This is a genomic window from Bacillus sp. EKM202B (assembly GCF_011066025.1).
GTDB classification, from domain to species: Bacteria; Bacillota; Bacilli; order Bacillales; family Bacillaceae_G; genus Bacillus_A; species Bacillus_A toyonensis.
In genome coordinates this window covers 54,195-69,005 of record NZ_JAAMNK010000015.1, presented here as the reverse complement: position 1 = coordinate 69,005, position 14,811 = coordinate 54,195, and the positions used below count along the sequence as shown (strand labels likewise).

18 protein-coding genes are annotated in these 14,811 nt (G+C 35.1%); 9 read left to right on the top strand and 9 right to left on the bottom strand.

What is annotated here, in order from left to right; genetic code table 11:
- Window positions 1-259: 259 nt before the first annotated feature.
- The 4 genes from entC to G9F74_RS18135 all read right to left on the bottom strand — a co-directional run bounded on the left by entC (window position 260) and on the right by G9F74_RS18135 (window position 5,047).
- Window positions 260-1,633 carry a cell wall-binding protein EntC gene (gene entC / locus G9F74_RS18150; protein ID WP_016107868.1) on the bottom strand — a complete coding sequence of 458 codons (1,374 nt, stop codon included), beginning with the start codon at window positions 1,631-1,633 and terminating at the stop codon, window positions 260-262.
- A 458-nt stretch (window positions 1,634-2,091) separates the two neighbouring features.
- Window positions 2,092-3,243, bottom strand: a complete 1,152-nt coding sequence (locus G9F74_RS18145; RefSeq protein WP_002038017.1) for an ABC transporter permease — start codon at window positions 3,241-3,243, stop codon at window positions 2,092-2,094.
- A gap of 26 nt (window positions 3,244-3,269) precedes the next feature.
- Window positions 3,270-3,944 (bottom strand): ABC transporter ATP-binding protein, encoded by a 675-nt coding sequence (locus tag G9F74_RS18140; protein WP_000609098.1) that lies wholly within the window; start codon window positions 3,942-3,944, stop codon window positions 3,270-3,272.
- Entirely contained in the window at window positions 3,941-5,047 is a 1,107-nt protein-coding gene (locus G9F74_RS18135; RefSeq protein WP_016107869.1) for an efflux RND transporter periplasmic adaptor subunit, read from the bottom strand. Before G9F74_RS18135 ends, G9F74_RS18140 begins: the two co-directional genes overlap by 4 nt.
- 211 nt (window positions 5,048-5,258) lie before the next feature.
- Between G9F74_RS18135 and G9F74_RS18130 the strand changes: the two genes are divergently transcribed.
- The 3 genes from G9F74_RS18130 to G9F74_RS18120 all read left to right on the top strand — a co-directional run bounded on the left by G9F74_RS18130 (window position 5,259) and on the right by G9F74_RS18120 (window position 7,959).
- Window positions 5,259-5,993 carry a YwaF family protein gene (locus G9F74_RS18130; protein WP_016107870.1) on the top strand — a complete coding sequence of 245 codons (735 nt, stop codon included), beginning with the start codon at window positions 5,259-5,261 and terminating at the stop codon, window positions 5,991-5,993.
- A gap of 87 nt (window positions 5,994-6,080) precedes the next feature.
- Window positions 6,081-6,947 carry an ABC transporter permease subunit gene (locus tag G9F74_RS18125; protein WP_016107871.1) on the top strand — a complete coding sequence of 289 codons (867 nt, stop codon included), beginning with the start codon at window positions 6,081-6,083 and terminating at the stop codon, window positions 6,945-6,947.
- Window position 6,948: 1 nt separating this feature from the next.
- Entirely contained in the window at window positions 6,949-7,959 is a 1,011-nt protein-coding gene (locus G9F74_RS18120) for an ABC transporter permease (RefSeq protein WP_016107872.1), read from the top strand.
- A gap of 42 nt (window positions 7,960-8,001) precedes the next feature.
- Here G9F74_RS18120 and brnQ2 read toward each other — a convergent pair whose 3' ends face one another.
- From brnQ2 to G9F74_RS18100, 4 genes are all read right to left on the bottom strand, one after another.
- Complete coding sequence (gene brnQ2 / locus G9F74_RS18115; protein WP_016107873.1) at window positions 8,002-9,318, bottom strand: branched-chain amino acid transport system II carrier protein BrnQ2; 1,317 nt, start codon at window positions 9,316-9,318, stop codon at window positions 8,002-8,004.
- Window positions 9,319-9,537: 219 nt separating this feature from the next.
- On the bottom strand, window positions 9,538-10,107 hold the full coding sequence (cotJC, locus tag G9F74_RS18110) for a spore coat protein CotJC (RefSeq protein ID WP_000265285.1): 570 nt from the start codon (window positions 10,105-10,107) through the stop codon (window positions 9,538-9,540).
- 12 nt (window positions 10,108-10,119) lie between these two features.
- Window positions 10,120-10,383, bottom strand: coding sequence for a spore coat protein CotJB (locus G9F74_RS18105; RefSeq protein WP_016107874.1), 264 nt, complete (start codon window positions 10,381-10,383; stop codon window positions 10,120-10,122).
- An 8-nt stretch (window positions 10,384-10,391) separates the two neighbouring features.
- On the bottom strand, window positions 10,392-10,607 hold the full coding sequence (locus tag G9F74_RS18100; protein WP_001046260.1) for a spore coat associated protein CotJA: 216 nt from the start codon (window positions 10,605-10,607) through the stop codon (window positions 10,392-10,394).
- 33 nt (window positions 10,608-10,640) lie between these two features.
- Between G9F74_RS18100 and G9F74_RS18095 the strand changes: the two genes are divergently transcribed.
- Together G9F74_RS18095 and G9F74_RS18090 are read left to right on the top strand one after the other, a co-directional pair.
- Entirely contained in the window at window positions 10,641-11,084 is a 444-nt protein-coding gene (locus G9F74_RS18095) for a VOC family protein (RefSeq protein ID WP_131202412.1), read from the top strand.
- Window positions 11,084-11,863 (top strand): DUF2935 domain-containing protein, encoded by a 780-nt coding sequence (locus G9F74_RS18090; RefSeq protein WP_016107876.1) that lies wholly within the window; start codon window positions 11,084-11,086, stop codon window positions 11,861-11,863. Before G9F74_RS18095 ends, G9F74_RS18090 begins: the two co-directional genes overlap by 1 nt.
- Before the next feature lie 17 nt (window positions 11,864-11,880).
- On the opposite strand, the gene ku is transcribed toward G9F74_RS18090, so the two are convergent.
- Window positions 11,881-12,693 carry a non-homologous end joining protein Ku gene (ku, locus tag G9F74_RS18085; RefSeq protein WP_000557729.1) on the bottom strand — a complete coding sequence of 271 codons (813 nt, stop codon included), beginning with the start codon at window positions 12,691-12,693 and terminating at the stop codon, window positions 11,881-11,883.
- Between the two features lie 352 nt (window positions 12,694-13,045).
- Between ku and G9F74_RS18080 the strand changes: the two genes are divergently transcribed.
- The 4 genes from G9F74_RS18080 to G9F74_RS18065 all read left to right on the top strand — a co-directional run bounded on the left by G9F74_RS18080 (window position 13,046) and on the right by G9F74_RS18065 (window position 14,788).
- Window positions 13,046-13,327, top strand: a complete 282-nt coding sequence (locus G9F74_RS18080) for a YkvA family protein (RefSeq protein ID WP_016107877.1) — start codon at window positions 13,046-13,048, stop codon at window positions 13,325-13,327.
- Window positions 13,328-13,338: 11 nt separating this feature from the next.
- Entirely contained in the window at window positions 13,339-13,944 is a 606-nt protein-coding gene (locus tag G9F74_RS18075; protein WP_000435006.1) for a DedA family protein, read from the top strand.
- Window positions 13,945-14,054: 110 nt separating this feature from the next.
- Complete coding sequence (locus G9F74_RS18070; RefSeq protein WP_016107878.1) at window positions 14,055-14,423, top strand: DUF3992 domain-containing protein; 369 nt, start codon at window positions 14,055-14,057, stop codon at window positions 14,421-14,423.
- Window positions 14,424-14,443: 20 nt separating this feature from the next.
- Window positions 14,444-14,788 (top strand): DUF3992 domain-containing protein, encoded by a 345-nt coding sequence (locus G9F74_RS18065; RefSeq protein WP_000525818.1) that lies wholly within the window; start codon window positions 14,444-14,446, stop codon window positions 14,786-14,788.
- Window positions 14,789-14,811 lie beyond the last annotated feature (23 nt).

Genomic DNA, 14,811 nt, shown 5'->3' with positions numbered 1-14,811 from the left:
AATTTTGGAACGCCTTTTTAATAGTAAAGTGCTTTTAATGTGAAAATTTGTCGATAAATCGATATTTCTTGTCGAATCGTTGATATATTATAAGTTACGATAGATATATTCGAAAAATCGTTGATATATTGTAGGTTACGATAGATATATTTGAAAAATCGTTGATATAATTTCATTTACTGTGACATTTTTCAGTAGTTTAATAGAGTAAAAAAAGAGTCAGCCTCAACAATGAGACTGACTCTTTTTTTTATAGTAACTAGTTTAATACTTTAACTGTAACTGTTTTACGTCCCCAGCTACTTGATGAACCTTTATCTGGCATTAAAACATCAATTTTATTTCCTTTAATAGCTCCACCAGTATCACCAGCGATTGCTACTCCGTAACCTTCAACCCATACTTTTGAACCTAATGGAATGACACTTGGATCAACTGCAATTAGTTTCATGTTTGGATTAGCTGTTAAGTTGTGGCCTAAAGCTGATTTTACTTGGTCGCCTGCTTTATAACCATTTTCAAGTGGATCTGCTGTATAAGCTGTTGCTACAACACGTAACTCACGAGAAGATGATGGTGCACTTGTTTCAGTTTCTTTTGCAACAGGTTTTTGTGTGGCTGGTTTTTGAGCTTTAGCTGCTTCTTGAGCCTTAGCCGCTTCATGAGCTTCAGCTGCTGCTTGAGCCTTAGCTGCTTCACGAGCTTCAGCATCTGCTTGAGCTTTAGCCGCTTCACGAGCTTTAGCTGCTTCTTGAGCCTTAGCCGCTGCTTGAGCTTCAGCATCTGCTTGAGCTTTAGCTGCTTCACGAGCTTTAGCCGCCTCTTGAGCTTTAACTTCTGCTTGAGCTTCAGCATCTGCCTGAGCTTTAGCTGCTGCTTGAGCCTTAGCTGCTTCACGAGCTTTAGCCGCTTCTTGAGCTTTAACTTCTGCTTGAGCTTCAGCTGCTTCGCGAGCTTTAGTTGCTTCCGCGGCTTTAGCTTTTGCTTGAGTTTCAGCTACTTCCTGAGCTTTAGCTGTATCTTGAACTGTAGTCGTTTTTTCAACTTTAGCTACTGGTTGAACTTTAACTGGTGCTTTACCTGTTAAGTAAGGAACATGAACATAAGCTGTTTTTCCGTTATATTCAAATTGAATCCAGTCATTTTGCACTTCGTGTGTTGTTTCGATTACATCATCTTGTTTCAACTTACCAAGAATTTCTGAGTCTGTGTTTGCTCCAGCACGTACGTTTAATACGTTTGCTGTTACGTAGTAAGTATCTTTCGTATAGTCAGCGCTTATGAAAGCTTCTTTACCGCTATTCAATTTAACTTTTGACCATCCGTTTTCTGTATGTAAAACATTTACTTTATATCCATCTAATAATTTTCCTACAACTTTTGATTCAGTAGTTGGGTTTTCTCGTACGTTTAGTACGTCAGTCGTTACGATTGTTTCTGCTTTAGCAGATGTTGTGAAAATCCCAAGACCAAAAACCGCTGCTGTTGCTATACCCATAAATTTTTTCATAATAGCCTCCATTGCATTTGTTTTCGTTGACCTCATTATAGCAACCATTATTTTCTTATTTGCGAAAAACATAAAATTACAAAGCTTTCGTAATGGGGCATTAATATTCTGTAATAATTCCATAAATAACCTGATAGCGCTTCCTTATTGTTTTTTGGAGGATTAGAGCGTGTGAAACATAAAATGAGTGGTATTTCAATTTCTATAACGTTAATAGTATTACAGTAATATTTCTGATTGTTTTCTGTAGTATTACAAAAATGGTGTGTTTTACTGTCAAAACGAAAATTTAGTTATAAAATAATAATATTTTTGTCTGTGGAAATATATAAATGAGGTGAAATTTAATGAAATATCGATAGAATTGTTACAAAATAAGTCGATGCATGGAAAAAATTACGCCTTGTATTTTGTCTATTACATATTATTTTTGCAATAATAGGATTCGATAATAGCCCGAGTATCTATAAAGAATGAAGAGTATTAGAAAGATAGTTGTAACGTGAAACATATATAATAGAAGAAACGCAATTTGATAGGTAAATAAAAAACGTAGGAGTGTACACTCCTACGTTTTTTATTTACTCATATCGTAAACATTCAATTGGATCAAGTTTTGCAGCTTTGTTAGCTGGTAGTAGTCCGAATGCAATACCGATTAGCATTGAAATACCTACTGAAAGAAGTCCAAGTTCTTTTGAGATAACAAGTGGCCATCCGGCAAAGATTGAGACGATCCAAGCGAAGAAGATACCGAGCATGAATCCGATAAAACCACCTAGTCCCGTTAAAATACAAGATTCGATTAAGAATTGCGTTAATACTTTACCGCGTGTTGCACCAAGAGCTTTACGAATACCGATCTCACGTGTACGTTCTGTTACAGATACAAGCATGATGTTCATTACACCAATACCACCAACAAGTAATGAAATAGCAGCGATACCACCGAATACCATTTTCATCATACCGATTGATTCATCTAGTTGCTTCGTAAATTCACCCATATCTTGAGCTTCAAATTTATGCTCAAATTTAGGAGCTTTCATATCGTTTAAAACAGAAGCGGCTTGTTTTTCTACACTTTTACGTTCTGCTGGTGAAGTTAATATTAATCTTACAGAGTCATACTCAGTTACTCCTGAGATTACAGGAGCGTTTTCAAGTGATGTATAACCTTCTGACATAGCCATTCCGAAATCGTTTTTCGTTTCATACACACCGACTACTTTATATGGCTTTCCTTTTATATCAGTGTATAAATTTGATTCCCAGCCGTTAAATAATTTATTGAAAGCTTCTTCATTTAAAATAACAGCAGGAATCGCTTGCTTTAATTCACTATCATTTAATTCACGACCGTGAACTAATTTTATTTTTGCATCTGTCATGAAGGCGCCTGTTCCACCTCTTAAATCAAGAGAGACATCTTTTGAACCAGAAGATGCTTTTACTTTCATACTTACATCTGGATAAACATCTTTAACGCCTGGCACAGTTTGAAGACGTTTTAACATATCAGCTGTAATTTTGGCACTATCAGTTCCGTAATCAGGGTTGTTGTAGTAAATCGTTACTTCTGTATCTTTTCCTTGGCCTAACTCTTTTTTAAACTTTGCATTTGTACCATCACCCATTGAAATGATAGTAATAATGGCGCTAATACCAATAATAATACCTAGCATTGTTAATATAGAACGCATTTTATGAGCAAAGATAGAGGAAAGGGCCATGCGTATATTTTCACTCGTGTTCAAAATTAACCTCTCCAATCTTGGACGATATTTCCGTCACGAATTACAATTTGACGTGCTGCAGCTTCCCCGATTTCACGATCATGGGTAATCATAATGATTGTTGAGCCTTGTTTGTTTAATTCGTAAAAGAGGTCCATAATTTGTGTACTCGTTTTCGTATCAAGTGCACCCGTTGGTTCATCAGCTAAAATGAATTTTGGGTTATTTACAATTGCACGGGCAACGGCAACACGCTGCTTTTGACCACCGGATAATTCGTTCGGTAAGTGAGTAGCTCGATCCGCTAAACCAACTTTTGTTAAAGCGGCTAATGAGCGTTCACGTCTTTCTTTTTTATCGACTCCAGCGTAAATAAGAGGTAGTTCTACATTTTGAAGTGCTGTAAGTCTCGGTAATAACATGAAGTTTTGAAATACAAACCCGATCTCTTTATTACGAACGCGTGCAAGTTCGGTTTCAGACATGTTTGAAATATTTTGTCCCGCTAATTCATACGCACCTGTCGTTGGTTTATCTAAGCAACCGATAATGTTCATTAAAGTTGATTTACCAGAACCAGAAGGTCCCATTATAGAAGTGAATTCTCCTTGGTTTAGTGTTACGTCAATTCCGTGTAATATTTGAACGGACTCTGCACCATTTTGGAAGGACTTCGTGATGCCTTTTAAGTTAATCACTGGGCGACAACCTCCATACCATCTTTTAAGTCTTTTTCAGGTTTAGAGATAATTTGTTCTCCTTTTTTCACTCCAGAAACTTTTGCTTCGCTATCTGTCTCGAATTCAACAGTAATCGCTTGTTCTTTCGCTTTACCATCTTTTACAACGAAGACAACATTTTTGTCACCTTTTTTCACGATGCTGCTTTTCGGAACAATTGTACCAGTTGCTTCGCCAGATTTACTTGTTACATAAACGTGGAAGCCGTTTTGTAATTCTTCACTATTATCTAATGTGACAGTGAATTGATAGTTAGAAATAGTTTTATTTTCGTCCATACTCTTTAATGGTGTAGAACCAATTTCCGTTACTTTTCCTGTCCAAGTCTTACCAGCGACCGTTTTTGATGAAACAGTTACTTCTTGCCCAACTTTCATACTAGCAAGCTCATATTCAGAAAGTTGACCTTTTACTTTAAATTGACCAGCATGACGAAGAGTAATGCCACTCATACCTGTTTTTTCATCAGCAGTTTTCACGATATCATCAATTACACCATCAACAGGACTTGTTACAGAAAGAGTGTTTACTTTCTCTTTTGCTGCTTTAATCATTTCATCAGATTTTTCAACTTCAAACTTTTTCATTTCAAGTTGTGATTCTAATTGTTGCACTTCGACTTCCGATGCTTTTAATGCTTCCTGAGGAAGACCTGCATTTTTATCTTTTTGTAATTTTTGTTTCGCTGCATCAATTTGTTTTTGGAACAATGTTACTTCTTTTTGTGCGATTTTCTTTTGCATTTCTGCTTCCGTTACACCTTGTTTAGCAGTAGGGTCATTATATTTAAACAGAAGCTGCCCTTTTTTCACTTCATCGCCTTTTTTAACCGCTAATTCATACGTGCCTTTTGTTGGATCAAATGAAATAGTTTCAATTCCGTTTGGAATAACTTCACCGCCAAATTTTTGCGCGTTTTCGATTTGTTTTTCTGTTACTTTATAACTGCTATATGCCATTGCAACATCTGAACCACCACCACCAGCAAATGCAAAGTATGATCCAGCTGCAATTCCGATTGCTACTACACTAGTAATTAACACTTTATTTTTCTTCTTCATCTATTTATCACCTTTTCGTTCGTTTTAGTATCTACATTAAGTATAGAAGAGGTGAAGAATCTGACAAATCGTTTTAGCTTACAATAACCTTACAGTTTTGTAAGGTATGAATATGTAAATGTAAGGTAGAGGTTGTCCTAGCTTAAGCAAATGAATTGACTCGTTGTTTCTTTCCTACAATAATATTGTAGGAAGGAGAGGAGGAAGGAAGATGGAAACTTATTTTAGCGCACACCCATTAAAACCATTTATTCCATACTCAAGGCAACATGCCATTATATTATTTATTATGTTGGTGGGGATCTTTTTTTTATATCAATACCAAGATGTATTACGTCAAATTGAGTGGAATATAACGGTTCGATATGCGATTGCATTTCTATTTATAGGAAGTGAAATTGGGCTTCATATGTGGGAATGGAAAGCCGGGATTTTTGACCTAGGCACTTCATTACCATTTGAGTTATGTACGATTAGTTTATTATTAGCGTCAATTATGATTGTAACGAAAAGTTATCGCATATATGAGATTGTGTTTTTCACAGGAATTATCGGTGCATCACAAGCCATTTTAACGCCAAACTTGCAGTATGCTTTTCCACATTTTCGTTTCATTGAATATTTCATTGCGCATGTATTGCTCATTTGGGCACCGCTCTTTATGACCTGGGTAGAAGGGTATCGTCCGACAGTACAATCTATTAAACGCACAATGATATTTTTAAACATATTGATTCCAATTGTTTCGTTTGTGAATTACAAAACGGGTGGAAATTATATGTTTTTAGCTCATAAGCCAGAAACTGCCTCATTACTCGATATGTTAGGACCGCATCCTTACTACATTATTTCATTAGAACTCGCAGCGCTTACTGGATGTTTTATTGTGTATATGCCGTTTGCGAAAAGAGAAAAACATGTACATAAAGAATCACTAGGATCATAACCTAGTGATTTTTTATGTTTGAATATTTACAATTCAGAAAATTAAGAATAAAATTAAAGGGTAAATCATAGAGAGAGAAGGGGAAAAATGGTCAAAAAAGTATTTTTGAATGGGATGGAAGTGACGATTCAATTTCTTATTTCGATTTTGGGGATTATTATTTTAGGGGCTTTGCCGAAATTATTTTATGGATTTAAGGTGGATGTATCAAAGTACATACAGAGTTTAAAAGAAGTGTTTGTGAACTTAATGGATATTTCCAATTTGCAATATGTGAGAGGTAAATTTTTATTTCCACAGTTGTTCGCCCATTATAAAGAAACGATTATTATTTTTTTGGCTGCTTTTTTCATTTCATTATTTGTAGCATTTTGTATCGTTTATGTAATTATGAGTAGTTCACCGCGTATACAACATCGAATTAAATCATTTCTTATCTTCCTAGAATCCATTCCAGATATTCTTCTTATTTTAGTATCACAAATTTTAGTTGTATGGTTTTTTAAACAAACAGGTTTTTTACCTTTTAAAATTGCTTCAATTGGAGGCGAGTCGATTAGAGGATTGCCGATACTTTGTTTGAGCATCCCGACTACGATTATGTTTGTAAAAATGGTAGTGCTTCGTTTTGAAAATGAATTAGAAAAAGATTATGTACTATTTGCTAAGGCGAAAGGTTTGGGGCGTTTTCATATTTTAAATCGTCATATTTTACGAAATGTGTTGCTTAGTACACTTTTCTTTGCGAAAACGAATATCTTTTTTATGTTATCTAATTTATATATTATAGAATGGATTTTTAATACGGGTGGTATTTTCATGTTTTTAAAATCGTACGAAGGTATTAGGGTGGAGGTTTTCATCGTTAGTGTACTGCTTATTTATATTCCGATTTTTATTTTATTTAAATTGTTTCATTATCTCATTCCGGCTGCGATGAAGGAGAGATTATAATATGTGGACGTATATAAAACGTGATAAAAGATTTTGGATAAGCATTGGGTTTCTTCTCATATTAGTTCTTTTGAGCATCGGAAATACGTTATGGAATGATGGACACATTAGGCAAGTTACATTGCAATATGATGCGGATGAAAATCCACAAGTGCCACCGTTTTCACCTTCATTCCAATTTTTACTCGGGACAGATCGGAAAGGATACGACCTTTTACATTTAGTTATTGAAGGCGCGAAGTGGACGATTGGTATATCTATTTTAATTGCGGCACTTAGAATGGTAATAGGTGTGTTCTTTGGTGTTGTACTTGGAACATATGTAAGAAGAGGTTTTTCAAAGATTGAGGCTTTTTTTGATAGTTTCACAGTTATTCCAACAGTTATGATTGCGTATTTTTTTCTTCAATTTGCAAATCTATTTGGAAGCGGGGAGGAAACAACAAGCTTTTTTGAAAGGGCTTCGTTTCAAGTTGTATTACTTGTAATGCTTGTGATGCCAGTTATTGCACTGTATGTTGCGAAGGAAGTTCGTAAATTACAAACAGAAGAATTTGTTGATGCCGCGCGCATATTAGGTGGATCGAGAAGGCACATTGTTATAAAGCATCTTTTTCCGCATCTCTATATGACGTTTATACTTGTATTTCTTCAACAGTTTACTCAAACCTTGACCATTTTACTTCATTTAGGGTTACTTGAGGTGTTTTTTGGAGGGACAGTCCAGTTTGGTGGACCGATAGGGATAAAAGAAATAGACTCTTACACACATGAATGGTCAGGGTTAATAGGAGTCTATTTTAGATCATTAACAGTGCATCCGTGGATTCCTCTCGTCCCAATTACATTTTTCGGGCTTACTATTTTTTCAGGAAATATGATTGTAAAAAGTATAGAAGAGGCGATGTTAAAAGTAAGGTTAGGCGGAGAGATAAAGAAGCCAGTTGTAGAAGAAGAACAATCTGTTGTGCAGTCAAAAGAAGAGTTATTTACTTTTAAACATACGATGTGAAAATAAAGAAGAAGCAAGCATAATCAATGCCTGCTTCTTTTTTTATTTCGTAGAAACTTCACCTTCAGCTTCTGTTTGCGGAATAAAGTATCCGATTATACCACCGATAATTGCCGGAACAATCCAGCCGATCCCTAAGTTATAAAAAGGAATTGTGTGTACGATATTAGCGATAAAGTTTGGAATCATTTCCACATTATCAAGTGCATGAATACAGCTAATAAGGAATGCAGCAATCATTGCTCCGATATAGACAGAAGGTTTACGTTTCGTATATTTATCAATAAATGATACGAAAATTAAAATGATTGTAATTGGATATAAAATAATTAATACAGGTAATGTAATTTTAATTAATAAGCTTAAGCCTAAGTTTGAAATGATGGAGCTAAATATACAAACGTATAGTACCAATTTCTTGTATGAAACATTCGTTAACACTGTTGCGAAATAGTTTGCGAATGCACTTACAACACCGATTGCAGTCGTTAAACAAGCGAAAATAATTGCAATACTTAATAAAACATTACCGCTTGTCCCAAAGAATTGATACATAATCGTAGCTAATAGCTGACCACCGTTTTCAAATTGTCCTAAGTTTCCGTTTGAAGCCCCGATATAACCGAGTAAGAAATAAACAATTGTTAAGAAAAGGGCAGCAATGCTTCCGCAAATAATTGTATATTTTGCGATGGATTTTTTATCTTGTATACCGTTTTGGCGAATTGCATTTACAACAATTGTTGATAATACGAGCGCCCCAATTGCATCTAACGTTAAAAACCCTTCAAGAAATCCTTTGAAAAATGGGATGTCTTTATAGTCACCGATAGGTTCTGTGAATGATCCTGGTGAAAGAATCGCTTTTGTTGCCATAATTGCAATAATTACAAGTAAAATTGGCGTTAATATTTTACCGATATGATCTACTAATTTGGATGGATTTAATGATAGGAAGTAAACGACTGTAAAGAAAATAGCGCTAAAAGCCAACATAGAATACCATTGATCTGGGAAAAGTGGTGCAATCCCAATTTCGTAAGATACAGATCCAGTTCGTGGAATAACAAATAGTGGGCCGATTGAAAGATAAATAATGATAGCGAATACTGCTGCGAATTTTGGATGAACACGGCTTGCTAAAGTGTTAAAACTACCACCGGCAAGGGCAACAGCGACGATAGCTAGTAAAGATAAACCGACGTCTGTAATAATAAATCCTGTAATGGAAACCCACATGTTCTCTCCGGAAGAAAGACCGAGAAGGGGCGGGAAAATCATATTACCAGCACCGAAGAAAACTGCGAATAGTAGTAAACTAATCGAAAGTATTTGCGCTGGTTTTAAAGTTGTACGCATATAAAGAAAATCCTCCTAATGAGTATTTTTGTCGAAAATTCAAATAATTTGTCGAGTAACTGTTATTATTTTAAAGGTCTGATGACTAGAAAGCAAGAGGGAATTTTATAAAAATTAAAAAATAATGCATTAAATTGAATAAATATACTATTTATATGTTAATTAGGAAGGATTTAACTTTACATATAAAAAAACACACATATCGTTACGATATGTGTGTTAAAAGAAAATCTTTTTATCACGTTCTTCTTTTAAAATTTCAACTGCTTCTCGGAAGCGTTGTGAATGCACAATTTCTCGTTCACGTAAAAAGCGTAAGCTGTCATTTATATCTGGATCATCGGATAAGTTAATGAGCCATTGATATGTTGCGCGCGCTTTTTCTTCAGCTGCAATATCTTCGTATAAATCTGCGATAGGGTCTCCTTTTGCCTGAATATAAGTAGCAGTAAAAGGAACACCACCTGCATTATGATAAAATAAAGCGCTATCGTGATTAGCGTACTGTGCGTCTAATCCGGCAGCTTTCATTTGTTCCGGTGTTGCATCTTTTGTTAATTTATAAATCATTGTAGCGATCATTTCTAGGTGTGCGAATTCTTCGGTGCCGATATCGGTTAGCAAGCCAACGACTTTGTCAGGGATAGTATAACGCTGATTTAAGTAACGAAGGGCAGCAGCTAGTTCGCCGTCAGCACCACCGTACTGTTCAACTAATAATTTGGCAAGGGCTGGATTACAGGTGCTTACTTTAACCGGGTATTGTAATTTCTTCTCATAAATCCACATATTTTCTCTCCTTCATATTTGCCATGGCCAAGGACCTTTGCTCCATTCCCATGGAGCGTTAGAATAACTATTTCCAAACTGCTGAAGTGGTCCGTATTTTTCTTCCATCTTTTGTTTTAATACCCTTCGTTTATAGGAGAAGTCATTAAATTGATTAATCGCAGCAGTGTCATCTGGATGTGTATTTAAATAAAGAGTTAGTTCAACTAGTACAAAGTCTAGTTCTTGAAGCTCCAGTAAAAGTTGATAATATTCTTCTGGTAGCGATTGAGTCACGTCAGTAGTCACCGCCCTTTTTTATAAGGATTTTCATAATAGTCATAAAAAACAGGCCATAAAGTCCCTTTTTGTAATGCCTCTTTTGGTGTGAATTGCGGTAAATTTGGCGGTTGAAAACCTAAAAATAAATTAGGAGGAGTAGAATAATATTTTTTTCCGATAGGAGGACAAGGATCTTGAGGGCTATGGTATGGCACGAATGATCTCATATATTTATTCATGAATAAACCTCCTTAACTCTTCATCACTACGTATTGTATTCAGACATAATAGGCATTTATGACACATATAAAAAAGTAATAGGTACGGGGGGAATGAATGTGGAGACTGTGAAACAATTCATTGTATTGGAAGTGAAAAACTTAAAGGAAACTTTGTATTTTTATGAAGGGATTTTAGGAATCAAGCCTAGTTTAGAAAGACCCCAATTAGATGTAACAGGGGTTTGGTATGATGCTGATTCAATGAGAGTTAGTTTTGTAATGAATCGAAGTTTAGGTGGACGTGAGAAGAGTATTACAGCTTTGTGTGATGTACTAAAATTCTCAATTTCTAACATAGAGAAGTTAAAGAAGAAATTAGATTTTTATGAAATTGTATATACAGAAAATGAGTGTACGAAGAGTATTGTAGTACAAGACCCAGATGGATATAAAGTTCAAGTGATAGAAAGAAAGGAACATAGGGAGGCGATTTGATGGAGAGAAATTACGAAGAAAGTGCGTTGTTTGAGCATAAGTTTTGGCTAAAGGTACTTAGTGATCATGCGCAATTTTTACTTGATGCGTTAGCTCCAAAGGAGAAGGAAGATATAAAGAAAGCTACTTATTTTGTTGAGACGTTTACAGACTTTTTAAATAAAATTCATACTGTCAATCTCATTGCATTCTCAAAAGAGGCAGAGCGAGCTGCTAAGGAGATACGAACGTTTAAATTAAATATTATACAGAAACAGTTGGAGGGGAAAATTACTATTCATTTTACGCCAACTTTTATTAATCATATGGTAAATGAAGTAGAAGAGTATATAACGGTGTTAGAGTTTTTAAAGAAAGGAGAAGTTCCGCCTGTTTTTCATGAACTGCATTACCATCTCGTTTGGTTAACGGATGCGGCTGGTCATGCGGGCTCTATTTCTGGTGGGTTAGATCTTGTTGAAAAAAAATTAAAAGAGAAAAGTGAAGAATTCACGAAGCACTTTGAACAATTTTATTTAAAAGCGGTTGAAATGACCGGATATTTACGGACAGAACTTCATCATTTTCCGGCGTTAAAGAAGTTTACAAAAGATGTTTCACTTGAACTCAAACTATTTTCGCATTTTCTACATGAAGTAGAAGAGTTAGAATTATCGAATGAAATATTAAGTGCATTATCAGCGAGAATGGCAGATCATATGGCAAGAGAGGAATGTTATTATTTATTAAAGTTAGCACAATCATCTGGACTTGAGATGCCAAAATGTAATCCACTTTAAAGAACAAGAGGTCGATTTCAGTTGGCCTCTTGTTCTTTTTTATTATCTCTTTTTATTTTTGCTTGCTCAATACTTGCCTGTAATGTCTCCATAATATTGATGATGTTTGGAGCTGGGGAGATTGTTTCAGTTTTTTCTTGTTGTTCAATTTTGTTTTCGATTAATTCGGTAAGAGCTTCTTTATACTCGTCTGTAAATAGCTCTTGTTCGAAAGGATTTGTAAGATGATGAATTAAATTGATTGCCGCGGTGAGTTCTTGTTTTTGAATAGGATGATCTTCGTTACTTGGTAAATTAGGTGTAGTTGTTATATTGCGAATTTCATTAGGGTAATGAATGGTTTGTAACATAAGCCCATCTTCAAAGCTACGGATAATAGCTAAGTGTTGTTTTTTTCTGATAGAAATATGAATAAGACCAAGTTTATTCGTACGTTCAAGAGCTTCTTTTAATAATAAATATGACTTTTCGTGTCCCGGCGTAGGGCCTATAAAATAAGAACGGTCATAGAGAACAGAATCAATTTCGCTATTTTGGACAAAAGATATAATACGAATGGACCGTGGCTCATGAACTTTTTGCAGCTCAGCTAATTCTTTTTCATCAATAATGATGTATTTATGAGGTGCATATTCATAGGCTTTTACAATATCTTTATCATCGATTTCCTCATCCGTACAATCAGGAGCAAACTTTTTATATTTAATAGGTGTTAGGCATTCTTTATGGAGACTTAAAAATTTTATATCGTTTTCTTCTACGGCACTATATAGTTTGATTCCTATATTTAATAACCCAAGTGAAAGTGCACCTTTCCATACGGTATGCATATGAAATTTCTCCTTTCATTTAAAAAAATAAGTATGTTTATTATGAGATAGTAAGAAATTTCATATACGTTTTTTATTTTTAGTCAAGGGTAAGCTAGATAGTTCGAGTCATAAAATGTATTGACAAGCCCTCTAAAATATTTTAATGTGATTGTATAAAATTGTGTATATAAAGGGGAGTAACTTATTACAGTAAAGTCGTCATTACAGGGAGAAACCCTCGGCTTTATTGGCAACGTTTCGTTGTTAGTGAGACCTTTACCAGCAATGGTACAGGCCCCTTATTGTCTTTTTTAGGACCCTTACCATATTTGGTAGGGGCCTTTTTGTATACAAAGAGAGGAGATAAAAAATGAAAAAACTTATTAGTAGATTAAGAGTTGTATTTCATGTCCGCAAGTTTGTTCCATTCCTATTTGACTTTTTCACTTCAAAAGAGGTTTCAATAAAGAAGAAAATTTTATCTGTTGCTTTTTTAGTTGGTTATGTGGCGATGCCGCTTGATTTAATTCCAGACTTCCTGCTGTTTATCGGTATTTTAGATGATATTGGAATTGTGTTATTCATTTTGAATCGAATTGTAAAAATGGCACCAGTGCAATTACAAGAAAAGCATAATGTAAATATTGGATAGGAGTTAAAAGAATGGAGCAAATTATTTTAGATATAATCGAGTTTTTAAAGCAGTTTTCTTATTTTGGAGTTGTGTTAGCATTAACGTTTGAATTTATTCCAGCAGAAGTAGTTTTACCCATGGTTGGATATTGGGTGTACGAGGGAGATATGAATTTTTGGCTAGCTGTATTAGCTGGAACGCTTGGTGGAACGACAGGACCATTAACGTTATATGCACTCGGTTATTACGGTGGTCGTCCTCTATTAATAAAATACGGAAAATACTTCTTCATTAAAGAAGAACAAATTCAAAAGGCAGATGATTTCTTTGAGAAATACGGACCGGTTGTAGCATTTGTTGGACGCTTCGTTCCAGGAGTTCGAACACTTATTTCGGTTCCATGTGGTATGGCGAAAATGAACATATGGAAATTTAGCATATATACATTTGTAGCGATGTTCCCGTTAACGGCTTTGTATATATATGTAGGAATGAAATTAGGTCCGCATTGGGAAAAAGCAGCGGATGTTGTTGGACAATATATGCTACCGATATTAGGAGGCGTTCTTCTTATCGTGGCTAGTATCTTTATCTATAAATTTATGAAAAAACGAAACAAAACGGAATCTATCTAGTTATTAGCACTGAGTTTCGATTAATTTTTGAAAATAGATGAATAGTACAGGCAAAAGACTCTAAAGGACATACACATATAGGGAATATAAAAGAGAGAGGGGAAACAACTATGTCTTGTGAGTGCTCAGAGTCAGCGTTAACTTGCTGTCCAGATAAAAATTATGTGCAAGATAAAGTGTGTAGTCCGTGGTCTGCTACTGTAGTTGCAACAGCAATTGATAATGTTCTCTATACAAATAATATTAATCAAAATGTAATTGGTACTGGCTTTGTGAAATATGATGTTGGACCAGGCCCAATTAATGTAGAAGCACTTGATTCTGCTGGGGCTACAATTGATACACAAACATTAAACCCAGGAACGAGTATTGCTTTTACGTATCGCCGCTTTGATAGTATACAAGTTGTGTTACCGGCAACACCTGCTGGAACGTATCAGGGAGAGTTTTGTATTACAACACGTTATCCACTTTCATAGCAGAATAGGAGAGGATCAAAATGGGAATGAGAAGTTCCAGTTTGTCTTGTTGTTCTAATAAAACGCTTGTACAAGATCAAGTATGTACAGACTGGTCTATTACAGGTGCTGGTACTCAAATTGTATATACGAATAATATTACGCAAGAAGTGTATGGTTCAGGTTATGTGAAATATGATGTGGGCGCAAATCCAATTACAGTTGATTTTTTAGTAGGTGCTACAGTAGTTGATACGATTACTGTTCAACCGCAAAGTAGCGGTACTTTCACTGTACGATATTTTACTACGATTCGAATTACTACGACAGGAACAACTGTTAATCAAGGAGAGTTTTGTATTACAGTACGTTATCCGATTTCATAAAAAAGCATACCATAAAGGGTATG

Coding starts and splice junctions, on each gene's coding strand:
- entC (WP_016107868.1), bottom strand. CDS start 1,633: ATGGAATTATTACAGAATATTAATGCCCCATTACGAAAGCTTTGTAAT.
- G9F74_RS18145 (WP_002038017.1), bottom strand. CDS start 3,243: ATGGCCCTTTCCTCTATCTTTGCTCATAAAATGCGTTCTATATTAACA.
- G9F74_RS18135 (WP_016107869.1), bottom strand. CDS start 5,047: ATGAAGAAGAAAAATAAAGTGTTAATTACTAGTGTAGTAGCAATCGGA.
- G9F74_RS18130 (WP_016107870.1), top strand. CDS start 5,259: ATGGAAACTTATTTTAGCGCACACCCATTAAAACCATTTATTCCATAC.
- G9F74_RS18125 (WP_016107871.1), top strand. CDS start 6,081: ATGGTCAAAAAAGTATTTTTGAATGGGATGGAAGTGACGATTCAATTT.
- G9F74_RS18120 (WP_016107872.1), top strand. CDS start 6,949: ATGTGGACGTATATAAAACGTGATAAAAGATTTTGGATAAGCATTGGG.
- brnQ2 (WP_016107873.1), bottom strand. CDS start 9,318: ATGCGTACAACTTTAAAACCAGCGCAAATACTTTCGATTAGTTTACTA.
- cotJC (WP_000265285.1), bottom strand. CDS start 10,107: ATGTGGATTTATGAGAAGAAATTACAATACCCGGTTAAAGTAAGCACC.
- G9F74_RS18100 (WP_001046260.1), bottom strand. CDS start 10,607: ATGAATAAATATATGAGATCATTCGTGCCATACCATAGCCCTCAAGAT.
- G9F74_RS18090 (WP_016107876.1), top strand. CDS start 11,084: ATGGAGAGAAATTACGAAGAAAGTGCGTTGTTTGAGCATAAGTTTTGG.
- ku (WP_000557729.1), bottom strand. CDS start 12,693: ATGCATACCGTATGGAAAGGTGCACTTTCACTTGGGTTATTAAATATA.
- G9F74_RS18080 (WP_016107877.1), top strand. CDS start 13,046: ATGAAAAAACTTATTAGTAGATTAAGAGTTGTATTTCATGTCCGCAAG.
- G9F74_RS18075 (WP_000435006.1), top strand. CDS start 13,339: ATGGAGCAAATTATTTTAGATATAATCGAGTTTTTAAAGCAGTTTTCT.
- G9F74_RS18070 (WP_016107878.1), top strand. CDS start 14,055: ATGTCTTGTGAGTGCTCAGAGTCAGCGTTAACTTGCTGTCCAGATAAA.
- G9F74_RS18065 (WP_000525818.1), top strand. CDS start 14,444: ATGGGAATGAGAAGTTCCAGTTTGTCTTGTTGTTCTAATAAAACGCTT.